20 protein-coding genes and 1 tRNA gene are annotated in these 19,816 nt (G+C 62.2%); 2 read left to right on the forward strand and 19 right to left on the reverse strand.

All coding sequences use genetic code 11. The annotated features are described in order from the left end of the window. Nucleotides 1-60: 60 nt before the first annotated feature. Genes ACMNI9_RS07225 through cpaB form a run of 13 tightly spaced genes read right to left on the reverse strand, consistent with a single transcriptional unit; the run spans nucleotide 61 to nucleotide 10,468 of the window. On the reverse strand, nucleotides 61-663 hold the full coding sequence (locus ACMNI9_RS07225; protein WP_418831354.1) for a hypothetical protein: 603 nt from the start codon (nucleotides 661-663) through the stop codon (nucleotides 61-63). Then, nucleotides 660-1,085 (reverse strand): DUF192 domain-containing protein, encoded by a 426-nt coding sequence (locus ACMNI9_RS07230; protein ID WP_216528762.1) that lies wholly within the window; start codon nucleotides 1,083-1,085, stop codon nucleotides 660-662. Before ACMNI9_RS07230 ends, ACMNI9_RS07225 begins: the two co-directional genes overlap by 4 nt. Beyond that, the gene (locus ACMNI9_RS07235) at nucleotides 1,085-1,654 is read right to left on the reverse strand and encodes a hypothetical protein (RefSeq protein ID WP_418831356.1); all 570 of its coding nucleotides are present in this window, start codon (nucleotides 1,652-1,654) and stop codon (nucleotides 1,085-1,087) included. Before ACMNI9_RS07235 ends, ACMNI9_RS07230 begins: the two co-directional genes overlap by 1 nt. Next, the gene (locus tag ACMNI9_RS07240) at nucleotides 1,651-2,088 is read right to left on the reverse strand and encodes a hypothetical protein (protein WP_225749856.1); all 438 of its coding nucleotides are present in this window, start codon (nucleotides 2,086-2,088) and stop codon (nucleotides 1,651-1,653) included. The genes ACMNI9_RS07235 and ACMNI9_RS07240 overlap by 4 nt, the downstream gene beginning before the upstream one ends. Next, nucleotides 2,079-4,202, reverse strand: coding sequence for a molybdenum cofactor biosynthesis enzyme (locus tag ACMNI9_RS07245; protein ID WP_418831388.1), 2,124 nt, complete (start codon nucleotides 4,200-4,202; stop codon nucleotides 2,079-2,081). The genes ACMNI9_RS07240 and ACMNI9_RS07245 overlap by 10 nt, the downstream gene beginning before the upstream one ends. Next, on the reverse strand, nucleotides 4,199-4,729 hold the full coding sequence (locus ACMNI9_RS07250) for a TadE/TadG family type IV pilus assembly protein (RefSeq protein WP_418831357.1): 531 nt from the start codon (nucleotides 4,727-4,729) through the stop codon (nucleotides 4,199-4,201). Before ACMNI9_RS07250 ends, ACMNI9_RS07245 begins: the two co-directional genes overlap by 4 nt. Nucleotides 4,730-4,762: 33 nt before the next feature. Beyond that, entirely contained in the window at nucleotides 4,763-4,930 is a 168-nt protein-coding gene (locus ACMNI9_RS07255; protein WP_225749854.1) for a hypothetical protein, read from the reverse strand. 47 nt (nucleotides 4,931-4,977) lie between these two features. Then, nucleotides 4,978-5,178 carry a Flp family type IVb pilin gene (locus tag ACMNI9_RS07260; protein WP_114566229.1) on the reverse strand — a complete coding sequence of 67 codons (201 nt, stop codon included), beginning with the start codon at nucleotides 5,176-5,178 and terminating at the stop codon, nucleotides 4,978-4,980. Nucleotides 5,179-5,207: 29 nt separating this feature from the next. After that, nucleotides 5,208-6,137: a type II secretion system F family protein gene (locus tag ACMNI9_RS07265; protein WP_418831359.1), complete on the reverse strand. Its 930-nt coding sequence runs from the start codon at nucleotides 6,135-6,137 to the stop codon at nucleotides 5,208-5,210. Then, nucleotides 6,137-7,108: a type II secretion system F family protein gene (locus tag ACMNI9_RS07270; RefSeq protein WP_418831361.1), complete on the reverse strand. Its 972-nt coding sequence runs from the start codon at nucleotides 7,106-7,108 to the stop codon at nucleotides 6,137-6,139. Before ACMNI9_RS07270 ends, ACMNI9_RS07265 begins: the two co-directional genes overlap by 1 nt. Next, nucleotides 7,078-8,382, reverse strand: coding sequence for a CpaF family protein (locus ACMNI9_RS07275; protein ID WP_418831363.1), 1,305 nt, complete (start codon nucleotides 8,380-8,382; stop codon nucleotides 7,078-7,080). Before ACMNI9_RS07275 ends, ACMNI9_RS07270 begins: the two co-directional genes overlap by 31 nt. Before the next feature lie 8 nt (nucleotides 8,383-8,390). Further along, nucleotides 8,391-9,776, reverse strand: coding sequence for an AAA family ATPase (locus ACMNI9_RS07280; protein WP_418831365.1), 1,386 nt, complete (start codon nucleotides 9,774-9,776; stop codon nucleotides 8,391-8,393). After that, entirely contained in the window at nucleotides 9,773-10,468 is a 696-nt protein-coding gene (gene cpaB / locus ACMNI9_RS07285; protein WP_114566224.1) for a Flp pilus assembly protein CpaB, read from the reverse strand. The genes ACMNI9_RS07280 and cpaB overlap by 4 nt, the downstream gene beginning before the upstream one ends. A gap of 494 nt (nucleotides 10,469-10,962) precedes the next feature. Between cpaB and ACMNI9_RS07290 the strand changes: the two genes are divergently transcribed. After that, nucleotides 10,963-11,037 (forward strand) — tRNA-Val (locus ACMNI9_RS07290). A 38-nt stretch (nucleotides 11,038-11,075) separates the two neighbouring features. Here the strand turns inward: ACMNI9_RS07290 and ACMNI9_RS07295 are convergent. From ACMNI9_RS07295 to ACMNI9_RS07305, 3 genes are all read right to left on the reverse strand, one after another. Beyond that, on the reverse strand, nucleotides 11,076-11,360 hold the full coding sequence (locus ACMNI9_RS07295) for a type II toxin-antitoxin system YafQ family toxin (RefSeq protein ID WP_418831367.1): 285 nt from the start codon (nucleotides 11,358-11,360) through the stop codon (nucleotides 11,076-11,078). 2 nt (nucleotides 11,361-11,362) lie between these two features. After that, the gene (locus ACMNI9_RS07300; protein WP_225749848.1) at nucleotides 11,363-11,626 is read right to left on the reverse strand and encodes a type II toxin-antitoxin system Phd/YefM family antitoxin; all 264 of its coding nucleotides are present in this window, start codon (nucleotides 11,624-11,626) and stop codon (nucleotides 11,363-11,365) included. A gap of 707 nt (nucleotides 11,627-12,333) precedes the next feature. Next, nucleotides 12,334-15,030, reverse strand: a complete 2,697-nt coding sequence (locus tag ACMNI9_RS07305) for an SHIRT domain-containing protein (RefSeq protein ID WP_418831369.1) — start codon at nucleotides 15,028-15,030, stop codon at nucleotides 12,334-12,336. A 283-nt stretch (nucleotides 15,031-15,313) separates the two neighbouring features. Here ACMNI9_RS07305 and ACMNI9_RS07310 point away from each other — a divergent pair, with 283 nt between their 5' ends. Further along, nucleotides 15,314-15,442, forward strand: coding sequence for a hypothetical protein (locus ACMNI9_RS07310; protein WP_255616301.1), 129 nt, complete (start codon nucleotides 15,314-15,316; stop codon nucleotides 15,440-15,442). 325 nt (nucleotides 15,443-15,767) lie between these two features. Here ACMNI9_RS07310 and ACMNI9_RS07315 read toward each other — a convergent pair whose 3' ends face one another. The 3 genes from ACMNI9_RS07315 to ACMNI9_RS07325 all read right to left on the reverse strand — a co-directional run bounded on the left by ACMNI9_RS07315 (nucleotide 15,768) and on the right by ACMNI9_RS07325 (nucleotide 19,738). Beyond that, a complete protein-coding gene (locus tag ACMNI9_RS07315) occupies nucleotides 15,768-17,348 on the reverse strand; it encodes a Cna B-type domain-containing protein (protein WP_216528755.1) in 1,581 nt (526 codons plus the stop codon). Nucleotides 17,349-17,661: 313 nt separating this feature from the next. After that, nucleotides 17,662-18,855, reverse strand: a complete 1,194-nt coding sequence (locus ACMNI9_RS07320; RefSeq protein WP_418831370.1) for an MFS transporter — start codon at nucleotides 18,853-18,855, stop codon at nucleotides 17,662-17,664. Between the two features lie 235 nt (nucleotides 18,856-19,090). Then, the gene (locus ACMNI9_RS07325) at nucleotides 19,091-19,738 is read right to left on the reverse strand and encodes a DNA-3-methyladenine glycosylase family protein (RefSeq protein ID WP_418831372.1); all 648 of its coding nucleotides are present in this window, start codon (nucleotides 19,736-19,738) and stop codon (nucleotides 19,091-19,093) included. Nucleotides 19,739-19,816 lie beyond the last annotated feature (78 nt).

Consider the following 19,816-nt stretch of genomic DNA (forward strand, 5'->3'; position numbering starts at 1 on the left):
GCCACCCCAGCGCTGCGCCGACAAGAGCGGCAAGTACCAGGCCGAGCGCAGCGTGCCCGGTCATGCTTTCTCCATCGTCGGGGACAGCATGCGCGAATCGATCATCGAGGCGCGCACGTGGCTGCCGTGCGAAGGACGGCGCCGAGCACCCTCGTCGCGCGGGGCATCGGGCTGGAACCGAACGATGAACCCGCACGCATCGTTCTTCGGCTCAGACGATACCGCCGCAGCCCCGCCGCCTGACGAACCGCCGGCGCAACCAGCTGCGGCGCCTTCATGCCGGCCAGCCGAGCAGGAAACCGGGGCGAAGCCGGGAAACTCGAAGCGAAGCGTCCAGCTTGCACCCTCGACAACCCCAAGCTCCCTTGCAGCCTCGCAGGCGGCCTCGCCGGCGAATCCGCCCGTCCGAGCGGGCACCGCCCCTTCTTCAGCCGATTCGCCCGCCGCACCCGACGTCGCGACCTCCCCGCCTTTCGGTTGAGCGGCAAGCTCCGAGCCAACCGCACCGTCGCGCACGCCGCCGGACTGCCGCGCAACAGGCGCAGCGGGCCGAGGCAACGACAACCCTCCCTGAACGGAATCGCTTCCGTACCGGTGCAAGCACCCGTAGCAAACCTCGGCGTCGTCGAACGCCCCCGAACCGCACACTGGACACGTCTTCACGATCTTTCTCCTTTCACTCGTTCCAACCCTATGCGGTCCCCTTCTTCGAACCAGGGCGCAGCGCACGACGAGAACCGCTCGATCACGGCGGCGGCGCCCCGCTCGCGCAGTCTGCGAAAAGGACCGACGTCCCGGCACGACCTCATCACAACCCCTTCCGCATCAACGAACGCAATGTCCAGGCGACGCCGCATACCCACCGTGTGCACGTCGCTGCACGGCAGCAAAAGCAACGCCTTGTCCGTCGGCTTGGCCAACAGCAGGCCTCGAGCCCTGCGCAAGAACCCGGTCGCCACGGCCAACGGCACGACGCTCGCTGAGGCGCAATCCAACGGGGCGCGGCGATCGGCGTCGATGCCCCGACCCTCGCCGCCGACGCTCCCCGAAGCAGCCCCTCCCTCTTCCTCATCTTGCACGCACATCAAGACGCCCCTCCTTCCATCGTGTAATGCACGGTCACGCTCGTCGCATCGCCCACGCGCGTGCAGACGACGAACAGCCAGCGATACGCCCCCGAGCCCTTCACGAACGACCCGCAGTCGATCCGCCCTCCCTCCATTGCGGTCCAGCCCCTTTGCAGCAGCAGGTCCCGAAACGAATCGAACGCGCGCCCCGATTCCCCGGAAACCACGAACCCCACCACCCCGCCGCCCGCGCGAGCGTCCACCCGCACGTCGTCGGCGCCATCGGGCAGGCCGACCTCGTCCTCAAAGCCCTCGGGAAGCCGCTGCAACCCGAAGGATTCGGTCGAGCGAGCAGCCGAATCGAAAGGCTCCCCGATTATTCCCGCTCCCCGCAAAGCCTCGACCGCGGCCTCTTGGAGAGGGCCCGGCCGCGCAAGCTGAAAAGCCAGGTCGAGCAACGAGGCTGCGGATATGATCGCAACCACCGCCAGACCCGCTCGCTTCGCACGGCGCGCCATCGTTTTCCGGAGCGAACCATCCTCCCCGCCAAACGCTCGCTCCCGATCCTTGCCCTTCATCGTGCTCATACGATCACCCCCGGCTTGTAGCAGCTCACCACGAACGACGCCGTATGGTTCAAGGAAGGAAGCACAACCCCGAACACCGACGACTTCAAACCAAGTCCGAACAAGGTGGGCGAAAACTCAAGCGTAGCCGTGAAGCGCGTATGCCCCGCCGCTGCGCCCTCGACCGAAACCTGCGTCGTCTCGAAGGGGCGATCGAACGATGCAGCAAGGTCGGACGCCACCTGCGCTCGGCTTTGCTCGACGCCCTGCCCGTAAGCAGGGGAGGTCGCATGTATCCGAACGGCGTCGCGAAACGCATTGTCGAACGCCGCGCACTCCGAAAAGAACAGGAGCGCGTTCGTCGCCACCACGGCCACAACGATAAGCACCGGAAACGCCACCGCAAGCTCAACGGTCATCTGGCCCGATTCTCGAAGCTTTCGCCTTACTCCCATACCCTCACCCCCGTCACGTGCGCGTACACGGCCCTCACCTCGTCGGCTGCGCGCTCGACCACGTCGATCGCCGCATCTTTCACAACGGGCGGCAAGGTGATCTCGATAGAAACGGACGGGCCTCCCTCGCCCAACAGCTCCACAACGGCTATCTGCACCTTCCCGTCGAACGACGAGATCTCCTCGATCGCCCCTTGTTCCACCGCGCCCACCATCGACGTGAACACGTCGTTTGATTGCGCAGGATGCGCGATCGCCTGCTCTTTCAAAGTCAACAGGCGCGCGGAGAAAGCGCTCCCGTCGGCCCGCGCAACATGCGCCGAGTTCACAAGCACGGGCTTCAAGGCATCGAGGTTTGCAGGTTGAAGCCCCACGGCCGCGATGGCATCCCGAAGGGCCCGCGCCGCCCAGGGACCCAAACCGCTGTTCCCCGCCAAAGGCATGCCGTCGAGAGCCGTCGAAACGGCGTCGTCAAGCGCCTCTTGCCCGCGCGCGTACGATTCGAGCAATGCCGACCAACAATCGAGCACCGCGCTCAAAGCGCCCATGGCAACGCCCGCGTCCGGCAATCCGTCCAACACCGACGAGATCACGTTCGCCCCCTCGCCCGACGGATCGGATCCGAGCGTGGCTGCCGAAACGGCCGCGCAAGCCCCCAACGCTTGCGACCCCTGCACAAACGAACTCGCGAACCCGCTCGACGCCGCCTCCCTTCCCGTGTTCGCCGCAAGGACCACCACGCCGAACCTTCCGGGCGGCTCGGCGCTTATGCGCATGTCGCCAGCATGGCCCACCGCTTCGCGAATACGGTCAAGCAGGCCGGAAACGCGGCTTTTGACCTCGCTCGACAAAGGATCGAGCTCCGCGCGTGCCTTCTCGTAGCGCTCCGCCGCAACCGCCACCGCCTCGTAGTGGTACTCGAAGCCGTTCTCGATCGAGCTTGATGCGGCGGCAACCTTGCCCATGCTGGAAGCCGAGAATTCGCATTGGGCGCACGTCGGGTACGACCCGGCTTCCATGTGCGCAATGGAGCCGAAGCCGTCCGCTCCGCTGGCGCCCGGGCACCCCGGCCAAGCATGCATCGTCGTCCGCTCCTCGGAATCCGTCGTACATGGGTAAACGGCTTCGGTATACAGGCTGGTAGCCCTCATCTCCGCGGTGTTTTTCGGCAAGCGCGGGAACAGCGCATCGAAAGAATCCTCCGTCTCCCGCACGTACCCGCGCGCAACCTCTTCCGAAGCGAACGCGTAGAACCTCGAGCGAAGCGCCGATCGAGCGCGATCCCCGACGGACGACCCCTCGGGAGCCTCCATCGCAAGGCGCCGCGGGTAGTAGGCCTGGGCCCGCTTGAGGGCAACCGAGAACGACCATGCGTCAACGCTTTTGTACAACGGGTTCTCCAACCCCGACATTCCCGCGAGCGCAGACGCGCGCTCGTACATGCAGGCTTCGGGATTCGCACCGCAATCGCGCTCGAAAGCGGTTCTCTTCGCCTCGTTCGCCTGCTCGGCAGCACGTTCCGCCTCTTCAGCCGCACGCTTCACGTCGGAAGCGTCGCGGTCGACCTCGTCCTGCACGGTCGACGCACCCTCATGCGCTCCAACGGCGATGTCCTTCCCTTCGAAAGGAGCCAGGACCGCCAACGCCACGTAATTCGACGCGCCCGCATTGTTCGCCGCAGCCACCGAAGCGGCGCTCGCCCCTGAGAAGAACGGCAAAAGGCGCTGCAAGCGGTTCAAGCCCGAAGCCGCTTTCTCAGCAAACGAATCGCGCGCATGGGACACGTCGCGGCCCGCCTTGAGCAGCGTTTCGGACGCCGACGCCATCGTCGGCACGCACAGGGCGACCACGCCCAAGCCCGTCGCCACAAGGCTCGTAAGCGAAAGCGAGAGCACCACCGCATCGCACACGCGCACGACCACCATGAACTCGGCCACTTCGTTTTCAGCTGCCAAAGCGGCGGCGTCGGCCACGTTCTGCACCTCCGAAGCCGCAGCGTTCACCCGGCACACCTGCCCAGCCGAGAACACGAGGGACAAGGTGAGCAGCAGCGCCAGGACCATCCCCGCCGAAGTCAGCCCCGTTTCGTCGCGAAACGGATCGCGCCACCTCATTGCAACCACGCCCCTATCCAATCCTTCGGGTTTCGGCCCGCCTCCATGCGGCTCGCCCAATCAGGCTGCACGGGCTGCCGGCAGCTCACCCGCACTTCAAGATTCCCCCGTTCGTTCACGAGGCCCAGCAAAGCCGCTCCGGCATCCAGCAGCGGTAACGGCCGCAGCTCGTTGGAGATGGTCGCGCTCACCGCGTCGGATTGCTCGTCGCCCTCGAGGACAATGCCCCAGCTGCAACCTCCTTCGTGCACGTGAAAGCACGAGATCGAAGGCACAGTTCCCAAGCGATGCCTCACGAACGCTTCGCAGCTTTCGTCCATCGGGCCTGCGGCATCGGTCTTGGTTGCCAGAAGACGGCACGCCTCGGAAGCGGCCGCGTGCATGACCATGCGGTCGTACAGCACGATCGCCGGCTGTATCAGCAGCAGAAGCCCGACCAGCAGAACCGGTATCAAAGCAGCCGCCTCCACCGTCGCCTGCCCAACAGGCTCGCGTGCGCGCAGCGCCATAGCCGCCTCTCTTGCCATTCCCGATGCCACCTCCTTCGCGCCTTCCGGCCTTCAGTACAAGAACACGTCCGCGATACCGCCCGCCAGCACCCCTTGAACATGATGGGAAGCCGAAGCCAAGGCGTGATCCACGAACAAGCCGCTCTTCAATGAGCGCCACAACGCCCCCAACGCCACAAGGACCGAGATGAACGCCGCCGCAACAATGGCGAACTCCACCGTGCTGTGACCTGCACATTTCCAGGGAATCCGCCCATCAAGCCAAGCTACAGCCCGTTGATGCCCTCCGCGATGGCGTTCCAAAGCTCTTGGAGCTTGGGCCTGAACACCGTGATAGCGATAATCGCAATGACCACCAGCACGCCGACCAAAATCGCATATTCCGTGGTTCCCTGCCCCTCCTCCCGACGTCGCAAACGGCCCGCTTGACACGTCGCCTTCGCCAACAACCTGCGGTATTCGTCCATGAGCGTTCCTCCTTGCTCCGGGGGCCATTTCAAAACCCCTCCATCAGTTCAAGCAGCACGGGGCCCAAAACCAGCAGCAGCATAGCTGGCAGGATGAGCGTCCCCGTAGGCACCATCATCTTCACGGGCGCTTTCGCCACGCGTTCCTCCACGTAAGCGCGATGCTCCGCGCGCGCTTCCACCGAAGCCGCCTCCAGGATCTCCGCAAGGGATGTCCCGAAGCGCAGCGACCTGACCACGTTCTCCACCACCCGCCCAAGCGCGGGTACATCGTACGAGGCAGCCAAGCTGCGAAGCGCGTCCTCCCTGGTGGAGAGCCCGGACGTCCAAGCTCTCTGCGCTGCGGCGCACTCCCGAGCAAAGGGCGTGTTGAAATGGGTTCCGTACAGCTGAAAGCTCCTGTCGAACGAAAGCCCGCTTCGCAATCCCAAAGACACCACTTCGAGCATTTCCGACAGGCTTCTGCCAAGCGCCTCGACGCGCTGTCGCTCGGCCCTGCGAACCGCCCGCGCGGGCAACGTCGCCCCCGCCGTTGCCCCAGCCAGCGCCCCGATCGCCGCCAGCTCCACCGAGAACAGCAATCCTGCCGCCACGCCAACCAGCATGCCCGCACCTGCAAGGCGCACGGACGCCTCGACGAACCCCTGCACGGAAACGCCGTCCTTCAAACCCGCCTTCCTCGCATGCTCGGACAGCCAGGCTTGCGCACCGGCCGAACGCATGCCGCCCGAAAGCGGCCTGGTGGCGCCCAAGGCAAGCAGCCGGGTCAATCGCTGCAGATAGCCAACGACCCCGCGCCCCGCGCGCATTGGCTCCGTCTCCAGCGAGGCGCGCGCACGCCTGCGCCGACACGCTACAGCCCGCGCATCGGCCCACGTTGCGGCAAAGCACCACCCGCCGATTCCGGCCGTCAAAGCAGCACCGGCGGCTAACGCGAACGAAAGCTCCGCGAGCAGCATCAGTCCACCTCCACAGCCAGCATGCGCCGCACGGCGAGCACGCCCGCCGCCTGCATCCCAAGCGCAAGCGCCAAAAGCGCCACACCCAGAGGGCTTTCGAAAAACGGTTCGAGAAACCCCTCGCTGACAAGCGAGAAAACCGCTATCAAGGCAAAAGGCATGACGCTTACCACGCGGGCCGACAGCTTGGCCTGCGCCGTTTGAACGCGCAACGACCTTTTCAAATCCAGCTCGCCTTCCACCATATCCCGCGCAGCATCGAGCACCTGCCGCATGCTGCCGCCCGCCTGGTGCTGCACATCCAACGCAACCGCGACGAACGCCAGCTCGGGCACCGACGCGCCGCTTCGCAGCGTTTCAAGCGCTTCATGAGCCCCGCGCCCCGCCTCCATACGACCGGCCGCACGTTCGAACAGCTCTTTCAAAGGGCCCTTCGACTCGTTGGCCACCTGCTGGAACGTCTGCATAAGAGACAGTCCCGACTGAAAGCACGTGCCCATCGACCGCAAAGCGTCGGGAACGGATTCCCGCAAAGCCTCGCGCCTTTTGTCCCGCACAGCCCTCAACCGGGCAGCAGCAACTGCGCACGAACACGCCGAAACCGCCGCGCCGAACGCCCAAGAAGACGTCGCCAAGCTCAAAGCCGCCGCAAACGCGCCCGCCCATACCACGAACACGGAAAGCAAGGATTCCTCGGAGGCTGAAAAACCACGAGCCCGAGCAACCCAAACCGCCTCCTTGGCCAAATCCTCCAAGCCGGGACGCCGTAACAGCCACCGGGAAGCGGGACGCGCCCACCGAACCCCGTTTCTCAACCGCCACGCCAAACGACCCGTTCTTCCCCGAGGCACAACCGAAGCGGATCCGAAGGCTGGAGCAAGCGGGCGGGCGCCGGCCGCGAGCACCGTGGAAAGCCCGAACCCGAATGCCGCAAGCGCCCCTACGCCGCCAAGCACGCCATAGACCTCCACCGCTCAACCTCCTTCCAATCGGCAACGCCCATGCGCGGCAGCTGCTCAAGCCACCGAGGAGGAGCCGACCACGCGCCCGCGTCTGACGAGGCTTCGCGTTTGAACAACGTATGCACCTCGCAACGACGCCGTTCCTGGTCGAACTCAAGTTCAGCCACCTCTGAAACGAATCGACGCCCATCCAAGGAGCGCGTCGTCTGCACAACGACGTCGAAGGCGCTTGCCACGTTCGACTCGATCACGTCAACCGGAAGGTCCACCGCGTAGCGAACCATCGTGGTCAGCCGCGACACGACGTCGGCCGGGGAATTCGCATGCAGGGTGGTTAGCGACCCGGAATGACCCGTGTTCATGGCCTGCAGCATGTCGATCGCTTCCGCCCCGCGGCATTCGCCCACCACAATCCGGTCGGGCCTCATTCGCAGCGCGTTGATGACCAGTTCGCGAATGGGCACCTCGCCCGTGCCCTCCGCAGAACGGGGACGAGCTTCCAAGCGAACCACGTGCGGATGCTCGAGGAACCGAAGCTCCGCAGAATCCTCGATGGTTATGATGCGCTCGCTTTGCGGAAGCACGCACGAAAGCGCGTTGAGCAACGTGGTCTTGCCGCTGCCGGTGCCCCCAGACACGGCGATGCTCTTGCGCGCGCAAACGGCCCACACCAAGCATTGCCGCATAACCTGATCGAAAGACCCTTGCGCAACCATGTCCTCAAGCTTCATGACGCGTTTGGTGAACTTGCGCACGGTCATAACGGGTCCGTCGAGCGCAAGCGGAGGTATCACCACATGCACGCGATGCCCCTCGGGCAAGCGCGCGTTCACCAGCGGCGACGCTTCGTCGACGCGCCGCCCGAGCGGACCCAAGATGCGATCGATCAACGCCCGCAGCTGATCGACGCTCGCAAAGCGCTGATCGCTGCGGTGCAGCTTGCCGTCGCGCTCGAAATACACGCTGTCGGGCCCGTTCACCATGATCTCAGTGACCTTGTCGTCAGCAAGCAGCGGTTGAAGCGGACCGAACCCGAACACCTCGTCAACCAGTTGCTCGACCAAGGTGCGGCGACGATCCTCGGAAAGCGATGCCCACGACGAGTCCTCGAACGATTGACGGCAAGCGCACTTCAACTCGTTGCGAGCTCGGCCGGGATTTTCAGCCATCATCGAAGCGATGTCGTCTATCGAAACGTACCGCTGGATCTGGCTTCTCAAATCTTCCAGGCCAAACGGACGAACGCGGTCCTTTCGAGCGCATCCTCCATCTACGGCAAGCACGCGACCCCTCAAAGACATGACGACCCTCGCTTTCCTCCCCGCGAGCGCCTTCCCTTCAGTAGCCGCAGCCCCGAACCGCGCGCGCCGAACAAGCTCTCGCTCGCAGCGGCGCTTGCATTGGGAAGCACTTCGAGCAGCAGCCGCTCAAGGCTCGTGCACAGGTCATTCTTCGATTCAAGCAGGTCAAGGGGCATACCCGCGCCCAGCAGCTCCTCGACGTCCCGCCCGCCGTTTTTCACCTCCGCAACATGAGCGCCCTGCAGCGCGCACGACACGTCGATGAACGTGAGCGGAGCGTTCTTGGCGCAACGATTCAGCGCGAAGAGAAATGGGCTGGTGGCGATGCCGCACCGTACGCACAAATCAAGCGCATGCTGGCAGGCGCGCAGCGAAGATGGCCTCTGATCGACAAGGAAGAGCGCCTTCGAGCTTCGCTCGAGCAGCACGGCATGCTGCTCGGCCCAAGCGGCGCCGGTGTTGCAGACGATCACGTCGAACCGCTTCATAAGCTCGTCGAGAAGCTGGGGCGCCGATTGCACCACGGCCTCCGCATCCTCAAGACGCTCGGGAGCAGCCAGCAAGGCGGGCATGCGGCCCTCCGGGCGCAAACCGGAAAGACGGGCGGGAGCGGACAGAACATCTTCTATGCGCAACGGGCTTCGAACGCCCAGCAAGGCGGACACGTCGCCGAACTGCAAATCGAAGTCGAGCAGCAGCGTATCGAATCCAAGCCCTTGCGACAGCAAGGCGGCGATCGTTGAAATACTGCTTTTGCCCGCCCCTCCGCTTCCGCTTACCACCGGCATGAGAAACGCCGAACCGGAACGCGCAGCAGCGGCAGGCGCGGCCGAGGCGCCGGGAAACGACCGGGTTCGGCTCGCCGCGAAATCCTGGAGAGCGCGCGCGGGAGCCGATGCCGCAGCTGAGGTTGCGGACGCAGTTGCGACCGAGGCTGCGGAAAAAGCCTGGTCCCCCGCTCGAGCAGGCCCCTCGACCTGCGAGCCTACTGCAGAAACGGCCTCCGCCGCCGCGCGGCGCTTGCGCTGCGCGTAACGGCCCAAGAATGCCTGCCGCGTCAAGAACGCATCGATCCCCGTTGCGCTTACGCGGCTCTTGAGCGACCCCGACTCCTGGAAGGCCAGCATGCACACAACCCTGTCCGGCCGATCGCTTTTCAGCGTAGCCGCCAAGTTGACGGGCGCCACATCCTCGCTTGAAACCACCCACACCTCATCGACCAGGCGATCTTCGCGCAAGAACGCGCGCGCCTCTTCAGCCGAGGAGAACAGGCGCAGCCATGCCTGAGACAGCAGGTTCTCCCCCGTAAGCCCCATGGTTTCCGGATGCTGCAAGCAAGCGGCATCTGCGCAAAGCGCCACCGACGGCATCGTCATTTCCCTTCGCCCCCTTTTCCTTCGTTCGAACCGGAATCGCCGACAGACGTCGTTACCCCCTCCGCCGGCAACGCGAAGTACAGTTCCGTTTTCTGCGAAGCGGCAACCAGCTCCTGCACCGACTCCGGCTCGACAGCCACCGTTATCCACGACATCTTGGCCTCCGACGAACCGTTTGCAGCGCTTGCGCTCGTAGCCAGCACAAGCACGTCTTTGGCGATCGCTTCGGTCGAAGCCCCTCCCGTTGCGTACATGTCGACGCGCGACCCGGACGCGACAGCGCCACCGACAGCCTGCACGTCCTTCGCCGGCACGCTGACCGCGGTCAAGCCTTCGGGGACTTCCAACTGCGCGCCCGAATCGCGAAAACGACGCTCCGAAAGAACCTCGCCGGCAAGAATGGTCGAAGACGCCTTGCGACCAACCGCCTTTTCGGCGTCTTGAATGGATTCGCTGGGAAGAAGGTCCGCAACCCATAAGCGAGTTTCGATCAGTCCGGCGTCAACAACCTCGCCCGCCGCGATATCGCGCTTCGCCACGCATACTTCCAGCTGCTCCCCTCCGTAGCGCGCCAACGCTTCGGAGCGGGCGGCGTCCGCCTCGCCGCGCACGCCTTGCGTATAGGCAAGCACGCACGCCGCGCATGCCAAACCGCACGCCACGCCTACCGCCATCGTCTTGCCCCGCTTCATGAGACCCCCTTGCCATCCGGTTCCTTGCTACCAGTATGACCAGCTCATCTAGCAGATACATGACGCAGTTCTCCTTGAAAAACCGTCCAGATCTACAGCGCTTCCAGCACTATGGACAACTGTTTCAAGCGGGATTGCCACGGCATTCCAGCAGGGTTGCCCCTCGAATCAAGCGCAGATCTAGCACGGATCTAGCGCAAAACCAACGTCGCAGGTCAACGCGACGCCGAAACAGGCACGGTCGATCCATGCAAGACGAATCCGCGCGCCGCTTCGACAGGTTGAAATCAGCGGGACGCGAACCGACGTCGCGCGCCGCGCTGTTTCCACCTGCCTTGCTCGCGCAGGACGACGGCCCGAACCAGAGCAGGAACGGCTTCACATCGAATTCTTGTGCAGAGAGGTGCCGATCGGGCAAAACATGCACGAAACGATTTGCGCAATGGCAACTTCTATGGGAGAATGGGAACCCGCCGAAAGGCGGAACGTTTTTCGGGCGATTGGCGCAGCGGGAGCGCAGGTCCCTTACAAGGACAAGGCCGGGGGTTCAAATCCCTCATCGCCCACCATGAATTTTAAAGGCCAGACGATTGTCTGGCCTTTTCTATCATCTAAACAGGTCGTCATGCGTGCCTATACGAACGAACTCCACGACATCGCCGTCAATGGAGTACAGGATAAGCCAGTCGCTGCTGCGCCCTCCGACATGCAGCTCTCGCATTCCCTGCAGATCACCGCCTAGAGCGTGGTCCTTGTACTTCAAAGGGATGACCGCCTCATCGCTCATGAGCACAGCAGCCACTGCCTCTTTGAAGGCGCCCATATCCCGATGCTTCTTGACGCATCGTTTCACATCCCGATCGAAGGCCGGAGCTTTACGCATGCCGTACATCGTTAGATTCCCAGATCAGCGAAGAACTGGCTAACGTCGCGATATACCGGGGCGTTTGGGTCTTTTCGCATGACCTCGAGGTCGCGAAGCGCCTCCAGGGTTTCCTCCGTTGGCACTTCGTCGTGAGAACGAGCCAACGGCCTTATCTCGAACCAAGGGCGCGAATTCTTGATGACGACAATCGTCGCACCGGATTCTTCAGCTTTGCCTACAATGCTCGGCATATTGCGCCGGAACTCGGACGAGGACACGGTCATGGTAGTCATGGCAAACTCCCTCCGTCGTGTTTTCGATGATGCCATTTTACTATTGATGAATAATTTTGTACAAAATATATACTAAATTTATGAAAAATAGCGCGCTACAGAAGACACGATGATCAAAGCTCCCCCAATCGTCTTTGCGCTCCAAGACGCACTGCGCGGCATGGCAGCGCGCACCCAGGGCGGCTTTCCATCGAAACGACGCCACCGTCCGCATCACGACCAACGATCGCCGGCGTGCTTGCCCGCCAGCGTTTCGTAGAGGATGCTCACTATGGCTACGTCGAACGCGACACGCCTCCATATCAAAGCGGCGGCGAGAAGGCATCGCCTCCCCGCCGCCAAAACACGATGCATGGGATACCGGACGAGGTCGTCGGAAAGCCACCGGGAGCGTGGCGCAAGAACCTCCTGCCGTCTCAGCGGAGTTGCCCGATGCTCATTCTCAACCTGGATGCCACTTCGCAAGAACCGGGGCCCATCCCGATAGCCCCTCCTCCTGCAGCAGCATGCGCGCACGTCGCACCCGATCGCAGCTCAAACCTAAGCTCTTTCCCAAACCTCGATACGAGAGGCAGGGAGACCCTGTCTAGACGCTCGTAGCGTTTTCCGGGTATGCAAGAGCACACGCCTTACGCTCGAGCATAACGGAGCAGGGTTTCCTCGCCGCGACTCGTTTCTTTTCTTTTCCTTCCTTTCCGCACTACTTGCTATTTAATGCGTCCCGATTCGTTCTTCATGAGACGGCGTGCGCTCAAAAGGACGGCGCCGGCAAGAACAACTGCACCGACAAGGGCGCTGGCTCCTAAAGCCCATGCGTCACCGGTCTTGACCAACTTATTCCCAGGCGTCTGCGAACCCGCGTTCGAGTCGCCATCCGAATTCCCGGGCAGCTCCTGCATGCGAGCCTGCACAGTAACCTTGATTGTTTTAACCGCCGAGGCGCCGTCGCCGTCCGCCACCTTGTAGACCACCTCGTACACGCCGGGCTTGGAGGCGTCCACGGTGCTGCTCAGCACCTCGACCTTGTCCGTGAGGTCGCCGTCCTCCTCGTCGCGGGCGCTCACGCCCTCCAGCGGGTCGAAGGCGTCGCCCACGGCGATCACCCTGTCGGAGGCGGATATGGCCGGGACGCGGTTCAGGACGCTGGCGTTGGGATTAAAGACCCACGTGCCCGTGAAGCCCACCGCGCCGGCGGCCACCTTCGAGTCGGCGTCGTAGCCCTTGAACGCCCACACGCCGTCGTCCGTGCGGACCTCCGTCTCGGCCGGCCGGATGGCCGCGACGGTGGAGCCGTGCGCGTACGAGGCGGGGTCGATCGGGAGCAGGTCGGTCACCTCCTGCGGGAGCCCCTTGTCCTTCGTGCCGCTGACGAACTCGTAGGTCACGCGGTACGAGGGCTTTTTCGCCACCTGCCACATATAGTAGCTACCGTCGTTCGCGCCCGGATCCTCAACGCGCTTGAGATACAGACCGGCCGCAATAGTCGCCTCGTCGTCGTTCGCCAGCACAAACGCTTCGTCCGAAGCGCCATCCGCCTTCCAACCGGTAACGTAGTTGTCACCGAGGGCGGGAGCCGAAGGAATCAGGCGATCGCTCGCGTTAACAGCAAGTACGCTAAGCGAACCCGTCGCAATGCCGTCTACATTGAGCGGGATGGCAGGAGAGTCATCGCCGCCCGTGTAGTTGCTGCCCGTAGCAACAGGAAGGCGCAGCAAGGAATTTCCGCCCGAAAAGTTACCCGAGACGTTTACAGGGCCCATGAACGCAACATCGCAGTCTGAAAGAGAGACGTTGCCGTAGAACCGACTAACAAACGTGCCTTCCTTCAACCCCACGAACTCGTCTCCCTCGCCTCGATACGCATCGAATAGCGCAGGATCCGGGTCGCTTTTATGCCCTTGCCCTACGGCAAAGTACTTGTCCCAGAAATAATGGCCGTTCTTGCTCGTCAAATCCTCGTAGACGTACACTTTCCCAAGCGCGTGCCAGGTGCTGTCGTCTGCCGACACCTTCGACACCTGCGTGTCGCTATCGCGCGTAGTTAGCATGCTCGCGCCGCCGATTGAGAGATCGGGCTTTGAATAAAACGGGCTTTGGATGCCTGAGAACTGGAAGAATGCATCGCTGTCGATACGGACGTTCGCGGCGTTCACGAGTGCCACATCTTTGAACCTATACACATAGCCGCTCTCTTGCGGAGCGTCAGCTGAGCCGCACCCATCGTAAACGAGGTGACTGTTGCCAACATCGTTTTTGTTTCCCTGGATCTGCGCGATACGACCGCCGGTGACCCGTATCGTCGCCTCGCCCGCAATAGCGCAGGCGCCAGCGTCCCCGTTGTCGAGAATCGCAAAGGCAATGTTTCCGCCCGCCATGCGAAGAAGCGCGTCTCCTTTAATTTCGGTTGGAATGCTACCGCTGCTTCCCGCCTGCATGCCGCCATCCGTGTTGTCGGACGCAGAATTGTAGGTCATCTCAAGCGCATGCGGTTCGTTGTTCTCGTTCAGAATGCACACCGACCCGTAATCAGCGGTCATATTACTATCCGTATTGCCGCCGCCGTACACATGCCCGTCGGAGCGCAGATCGGATCCGTCGACGATGACCTTGACGGTGCCCCGTACCGTATCTCGGTATCCGCAACCAAAGTAATTTCGATCACCGCCCGTAGATGCGTTCGTGCTGCCGTCCAGCAGCTCGAGCACAACGTTGCCCACCGTAGAGTGCCACGATCCACCGTAGGTGTACATAGCGATTCCCGTGTTCACGCTGCCTGCAGGAGCACCTGGGTAGCCAAGCGTGACGCGCACGCTACCCGCAACGCTAGCCGGCTCGCGGCTGTCAACAGAATACTCGTTTTGCCCGCCGCCGAACAACATGCCATTCGTTCCCTGCCGCACCGCTACCGTGGCATCTCCGCCAACCCGGCCCTTGTCGGTAGCATGCGCATGACCGCCGCCGTACAGACCGCCCGCATGAACAAACGGGCCGTCAATCGTCACGGATGTACTGCCGCTCACATTGCTGTCCATGCCGCCGCCGTACACGTCCGTATACCTACCGCCGCGCAAGACGAGATTCGTATCGCCTGCCACGTCGTTGCCTGCGCTGCCGCCGCCGAACAATCGCAATATCGTGTTGCCTGCAGCCTCGAAATTGATCGTAGTCTCGAGCGAATGCCCGTTCGCAAACACTTTGGAATAGTCGCCCCAGCAGCGTACGTTGTCGAGAACAAGGTCGCCGACGAGCTCGGTGCCCATCTTGTCGAGCGTGAACTTATGCCCTTCAGTGCTGCACAGCACAACCCGCTTGCCCGCAATGCCGGCAAATCCGTTCACGTCAATGTTGTTTGCGGTGAATTTGATAGTCGCCTCGGCGGAATCCGAGGCTTCGATAGCTGCCACAGCAGATGCGACATCATTGCCGCTGGCAATTTCATACACAGTACCTCGAGCGGCGGACACCTGCGAGAGCGGATCCAACGTCGTTGCAGCTGCGTTGCGCGGCTCCTCGGCCGCGATCCTTGCCACCTCGTCAGAAGCTTCTTTATGCTCGGCTGACGAATCCGAGACGAGATCTTCAGGCTCTACCGAACCTGGGGATCCCTGATCAATTGCCTCGAGGAGAGCCCCCCCCCCCGATGTATCGTCGCTCGCCGAGTCAGCGAATGCTGCCATCGGAACCGACATGGCAACCAAAATAGCTGCCATTGCCGACGCAGATATTTTCTTTACGCCCTTCCACATCTTCCAGCTAGCCCCCTTTTTATCATTGGAGCAAATCGATGCCGCTCCATCAGTGATGCTAGAATTGTAGCACTCGAATCCTTAGTTCGGGCATAATGTATGGAACGGTCCTGGGCATTGTGCTCGCACTACGAACTCGAACATAAAAAGCGTTACGACACCAAGAAAGCTGCTTCAATGCGAAGTAACGCCGGTTGCAGAAACACCCCTATTCTCAATCCTTTCCCACAAACAGTCGCAGAATGGGTTTGCTAGGTGACTGCAAAAAGGCCAGACAATCGTCTGGCCTTTTTACTTGCGCTTCTCAACCCCAAGCCAAAGGGCCCGAACTCGCCAAACGCGAATCCGAGCCCAAACGCCAGCAAGCGTCTGGCGCCTGCACAGCGAAGCTCGGCTTACGATTCGCCGTGCCGCCGCCTGAAGAAAGCGCACGTCGCAACCGCCCCGGACAGCGCCACAAGCGCGGCAGCATCCGCGTACGCAAAGCCGTCGCCTGTCTTCGGAATTGCCTTGGCCTGCGGGTTTTGGGGCAGGGGGCGCGGAGTCTCGCCGCTTGGAGCATCGGGCTTGGGCGTGGGCTTCGGATCGGGACCAGGCTCCGGATCGGGATCAGGGCCGGGCTCCGGCTCCGGTCCGGGCTCAGGATCGTCCGGCTCGCCCGGAACCACCGGAAGCGCCCTGTTCGTCACCACGATCGAAGGATCCGCATCCGTGCCGTACGCATAGTCCACCTCGAACAAAGCGGCAACCGACGGATCCACGAACGCTTCGCTCACCGTATACGAAAACGGGCGCCCCTGCATATCGGCCTTGGGAAGATTCCTCCACGCCGTTTGCCAAGGAGCAAGCTCGAACTCGTCCTCCATCCCGTCGAGCACAACGGGCGCGCCGTAAGGCTCGCCGTTTCTCAACAGCTGAAACGCAACAGCCGGAAAGTCGTCCGACACGCCCTCCCATACCTTGCGCGCGGGAACATCGATCGTCGACGGCACCACGACAACCACGTTGCTATGCGCGCCGTACCCGTTTATCGTGAACGTCCCCTCGTTTTCGATCGGATGCCGAGCCTCCTCTTTCAAAACGGCGGAAACCTTCAGCACAACCTCATGAGACGAAGCGGCTTCCGGATAGTTCACGACAAGCTGCGCGAGCTTTTCGCGCGTCAGCGCCGCAGAGACGAACGTCCCCTTGTCACCGCGGTCCTCCTGAACGATAGCGCACTCCTCAGGCGCAAGAAGATCCCCGTCCAGAAAGCACTCCACGCGCTCAACCTGCAGCATAGGATCAACCAAATCGCTCAACACAACCGAATCGTAGGCAATGCGCAGATCAGCAGCCGGCAGGAAGCTGAACGTATACCCCACCGCCGACCCCAACGTCGAGGAAACCTCGAATACAAGCTCATCGCCAGGTTCGGATTCGATACGATCGACACCGTTCACCGTCTTGGAAACAGAGGGGAGCCGATCAAAATACAGCTTGAACGGGGTTTTGCCCCCAAGATGGTTCACGCCGGGAAAGGACGGAGTCGGAGCCGCAGCGTTTCCGCTTTTCCCGTCAACCAGAACCCACCCCTGCGACGTGACCGTGATCAGGTATTCGTCCGATCCCGCCTTGTACTGATGCCGCACGGGAAACATGCCGTCAGGCATGCCCGTCACCTTGAACGTGTACGTGCCGTTCCATGCCAGGCCCTTGAACACCAGGTACCCGTTGTCCGACGACGACGCCACCGCCACCACTGCCCCGGCGTCATCGTACAGCGTGCCCTCCACGCCCAAAGCCATGTTCCCCGGGTCAACCAAAGCAGGTTGGGCTCCCTGCGCCATGACGCAGGCAAAGTACAAGGTCGAGGTCTGCGTCTCTTCGTCGTTCCATTCGTCAGCTTGCGCGGAAACAGCACCGAAGATCGCCGTCCACGCAAAGGACGCGACCACAGCCGCCGCAAGCATGCAGAAAACCTTCTTCAACGCCATCGTTGCCGACTCCTTCGATTCAACCGGCCGCTTATTCGGCCGAGCAACATCGCACATTCCGAATTCGCAAGACGCGCAGCAAGCGCGAAGGGAGCGTGCGAGATCCGAAGCAGCGCAGCCCTCGCATGCGGCAAGCACAGCGTTTTCTGCAACGTCCTGCGCGATGTTGAGGCGCATCCTAGCAAAAATAGCGCAAATCAACAATTAAGAAACCAAAGCATTACCCCAGGCAGACCGCATAAAATAGCCGAAAGTAAGGCAAGGCGAACACGCATTGAAGGCAAAAAAAGGGGGGTTCGGACGAAGTCGACCGCTAGCGGGCCTTGGCAGGCTTTCTGTCGTAAGCGAAGACCACGCCCGCCACGACAACGGTCATAACGGCTAGGAAAGCCAGGATATCCGAAAAGGAGCACATGCCCACCAGCACGCCCATGACGATGCTCAGCGCAGACGTGCCCGCATACGCGGTCAAATTGATGGACGAGATAATGGCCGACGTCTCGGAAACATCCACCGCCAGCAGCAACATGCGCAACGTTGTGGACACGCATATCCCCATGGACAGGCTAAACGCCACCGCCGCCAGCAGAAACGCCGCCTGGAATCCAGCCACCAGAAGAAGCGCCAGCAAAACAGTGGAGACGGCGAACAGCAGCACACCCGCTTTCAAGGCGGTCATAGGGGCCAACCGCGCCGTCAGCGGGCCGCCCAACGCGCTCGGAGCCATAGCGCATGCCAACACAAGGGAGGCGGTCAGGGTCGAATCGGCGGCAAAGCACTCCACGGAGAGCGGAGCGGAAAACGACTGGAAGAAGGTCCCTACGCTCCAAGTGGCAATGTAGACGCACCCGGAAATCAAGAACAGCATCCGAGCCGAGCGGGGAACCAGCACGTGCACTTTCGTTGCCGCCCGCCACGAAACCCGCTTCTCGAGCGGCTCGGGAACCAGCGGCAAAAGCAAAGCGATCAACGCCAAAACGGCGATCATCGCCCCGTACACAATATCGGTGCTGGTCGTGGCGCCATAGAGAAACCCCACGCCAAGCGAACCCAGCATGATGCCCACCATCGATCCGCAGCTGGCCATAGCCGAACCCCAGCCCATCCGGTAATCGGAAATGCAATCGACGATAAGCGCGGAAACGGCGCTCATAGCCAAACCGCCGGCAACTCCTTGCACGAACCGCGCGGTCAAAATAGCGCCGGCATCGGCGGCGAACAGGAACAACGTGCAGCCAGCCACCGCCAACAGCAGCGCAACGAATGTCGTAGCCTTGCGGCCAAGCGCGTCAGACAAACGGCCCGCCAGCAAAAGCGTCAGAATGACACCACCCAAATAAGCGAGCATCGTGAACGAGATCTCGGTATTCGTCAAGCCAATGGTCGTCTGGTACGTCGCGTACAGGGGAATGGGAACAGCCGTGGAGGCGAATACCGCGAAGAACGCCGCCGTGGCAACGAAGAACCCGCGAAACGCTTGGCCTTTCGATAGCGACCGCCTTTTCATGCGTCCTCCCCCGTTGCTAAAACCCGAAAACATCCCCTTGAAATCACGTGACCCCGCGCCATTATAGAAGCGTGTTGCGCCTGATAGCAAGCATAATTTGCAATCCAAGAAAAAGAGATGTCAACAGGATCGAAAAACAAGGCTCACCGCCAAGCCAAAGTCGACGGAAAGTCGCAAACCGGCTCGCCATCGGCACCCGAACCGAAGGGCGCATGGAACAGAAAGGCCCGGCTCGCTACCCCTTCTTCCCCTTCGGAGCCCAATCGCGCAAACCGGGAACCGCGCCTCCGGCTACGGCCCATAAATACAAGCTGACCACGCTTCCGTACGGAGAATACCGACGCCGATACCTCGCGAACAGCTGAGGCGTGATGCGGCGATGGTGGTGCACCATGCGCAGACCGCGCTGAATGGCCAGATCGCCGTAGCTCATGATGTCGGGGCGCTGCATGGAAAACAGCATGAGCATCTCCGCCGTCCACACGCCGATGCCGGGAAGCTCCGAAAGCCGCCGGCACACCTCGTCGTCAGGCAGGCCGTGCAGCTCTTCCAGATCGATCTCGCCAGCCAGCACGCGCTCGGCGGCGCTCTTGATGTAGCCGGCCTTGCGATACGTGATCCCTACCGACTGCAACTCGTCTTCCGAGCGCAAGGCAATGATCTCCGGAGACACCGTACCAAAGGCATCTAACATGCGGTTCCAAACGGTTTCCTGCGCCTTGGTCGATATCTGCTGCCCCACGATGCTGTTCACAAGAGCGGCGAACAAGTCCGGGTGAACCTCGCGCTCGATATGCCCGACCGCCGCGATGACCTCGGCCATCCGCGGGTCGCGCGCGGCTAGGTACGCCGTTTCTTCTTCCCCGTATTGAAACACCGGCATGGCCGTCCCTTCGTCGTTGTTCCAACCAGTATAGCAACCCTGCGCAACGCGAAAGACCCGGCCGAGGGAGGAGGCCGG

Source organism: Paraeggerthella sp. (assembly GCF_048427265.1).
In the GTDB taxonomy this organism is placed as follows: domain Bacteria; phylum Actinomycetota; class Coriobacteriia; order Coriobacteriales; family Eggerthellaceae; genus Paraeggerthella; species Paraeggerthella hominis.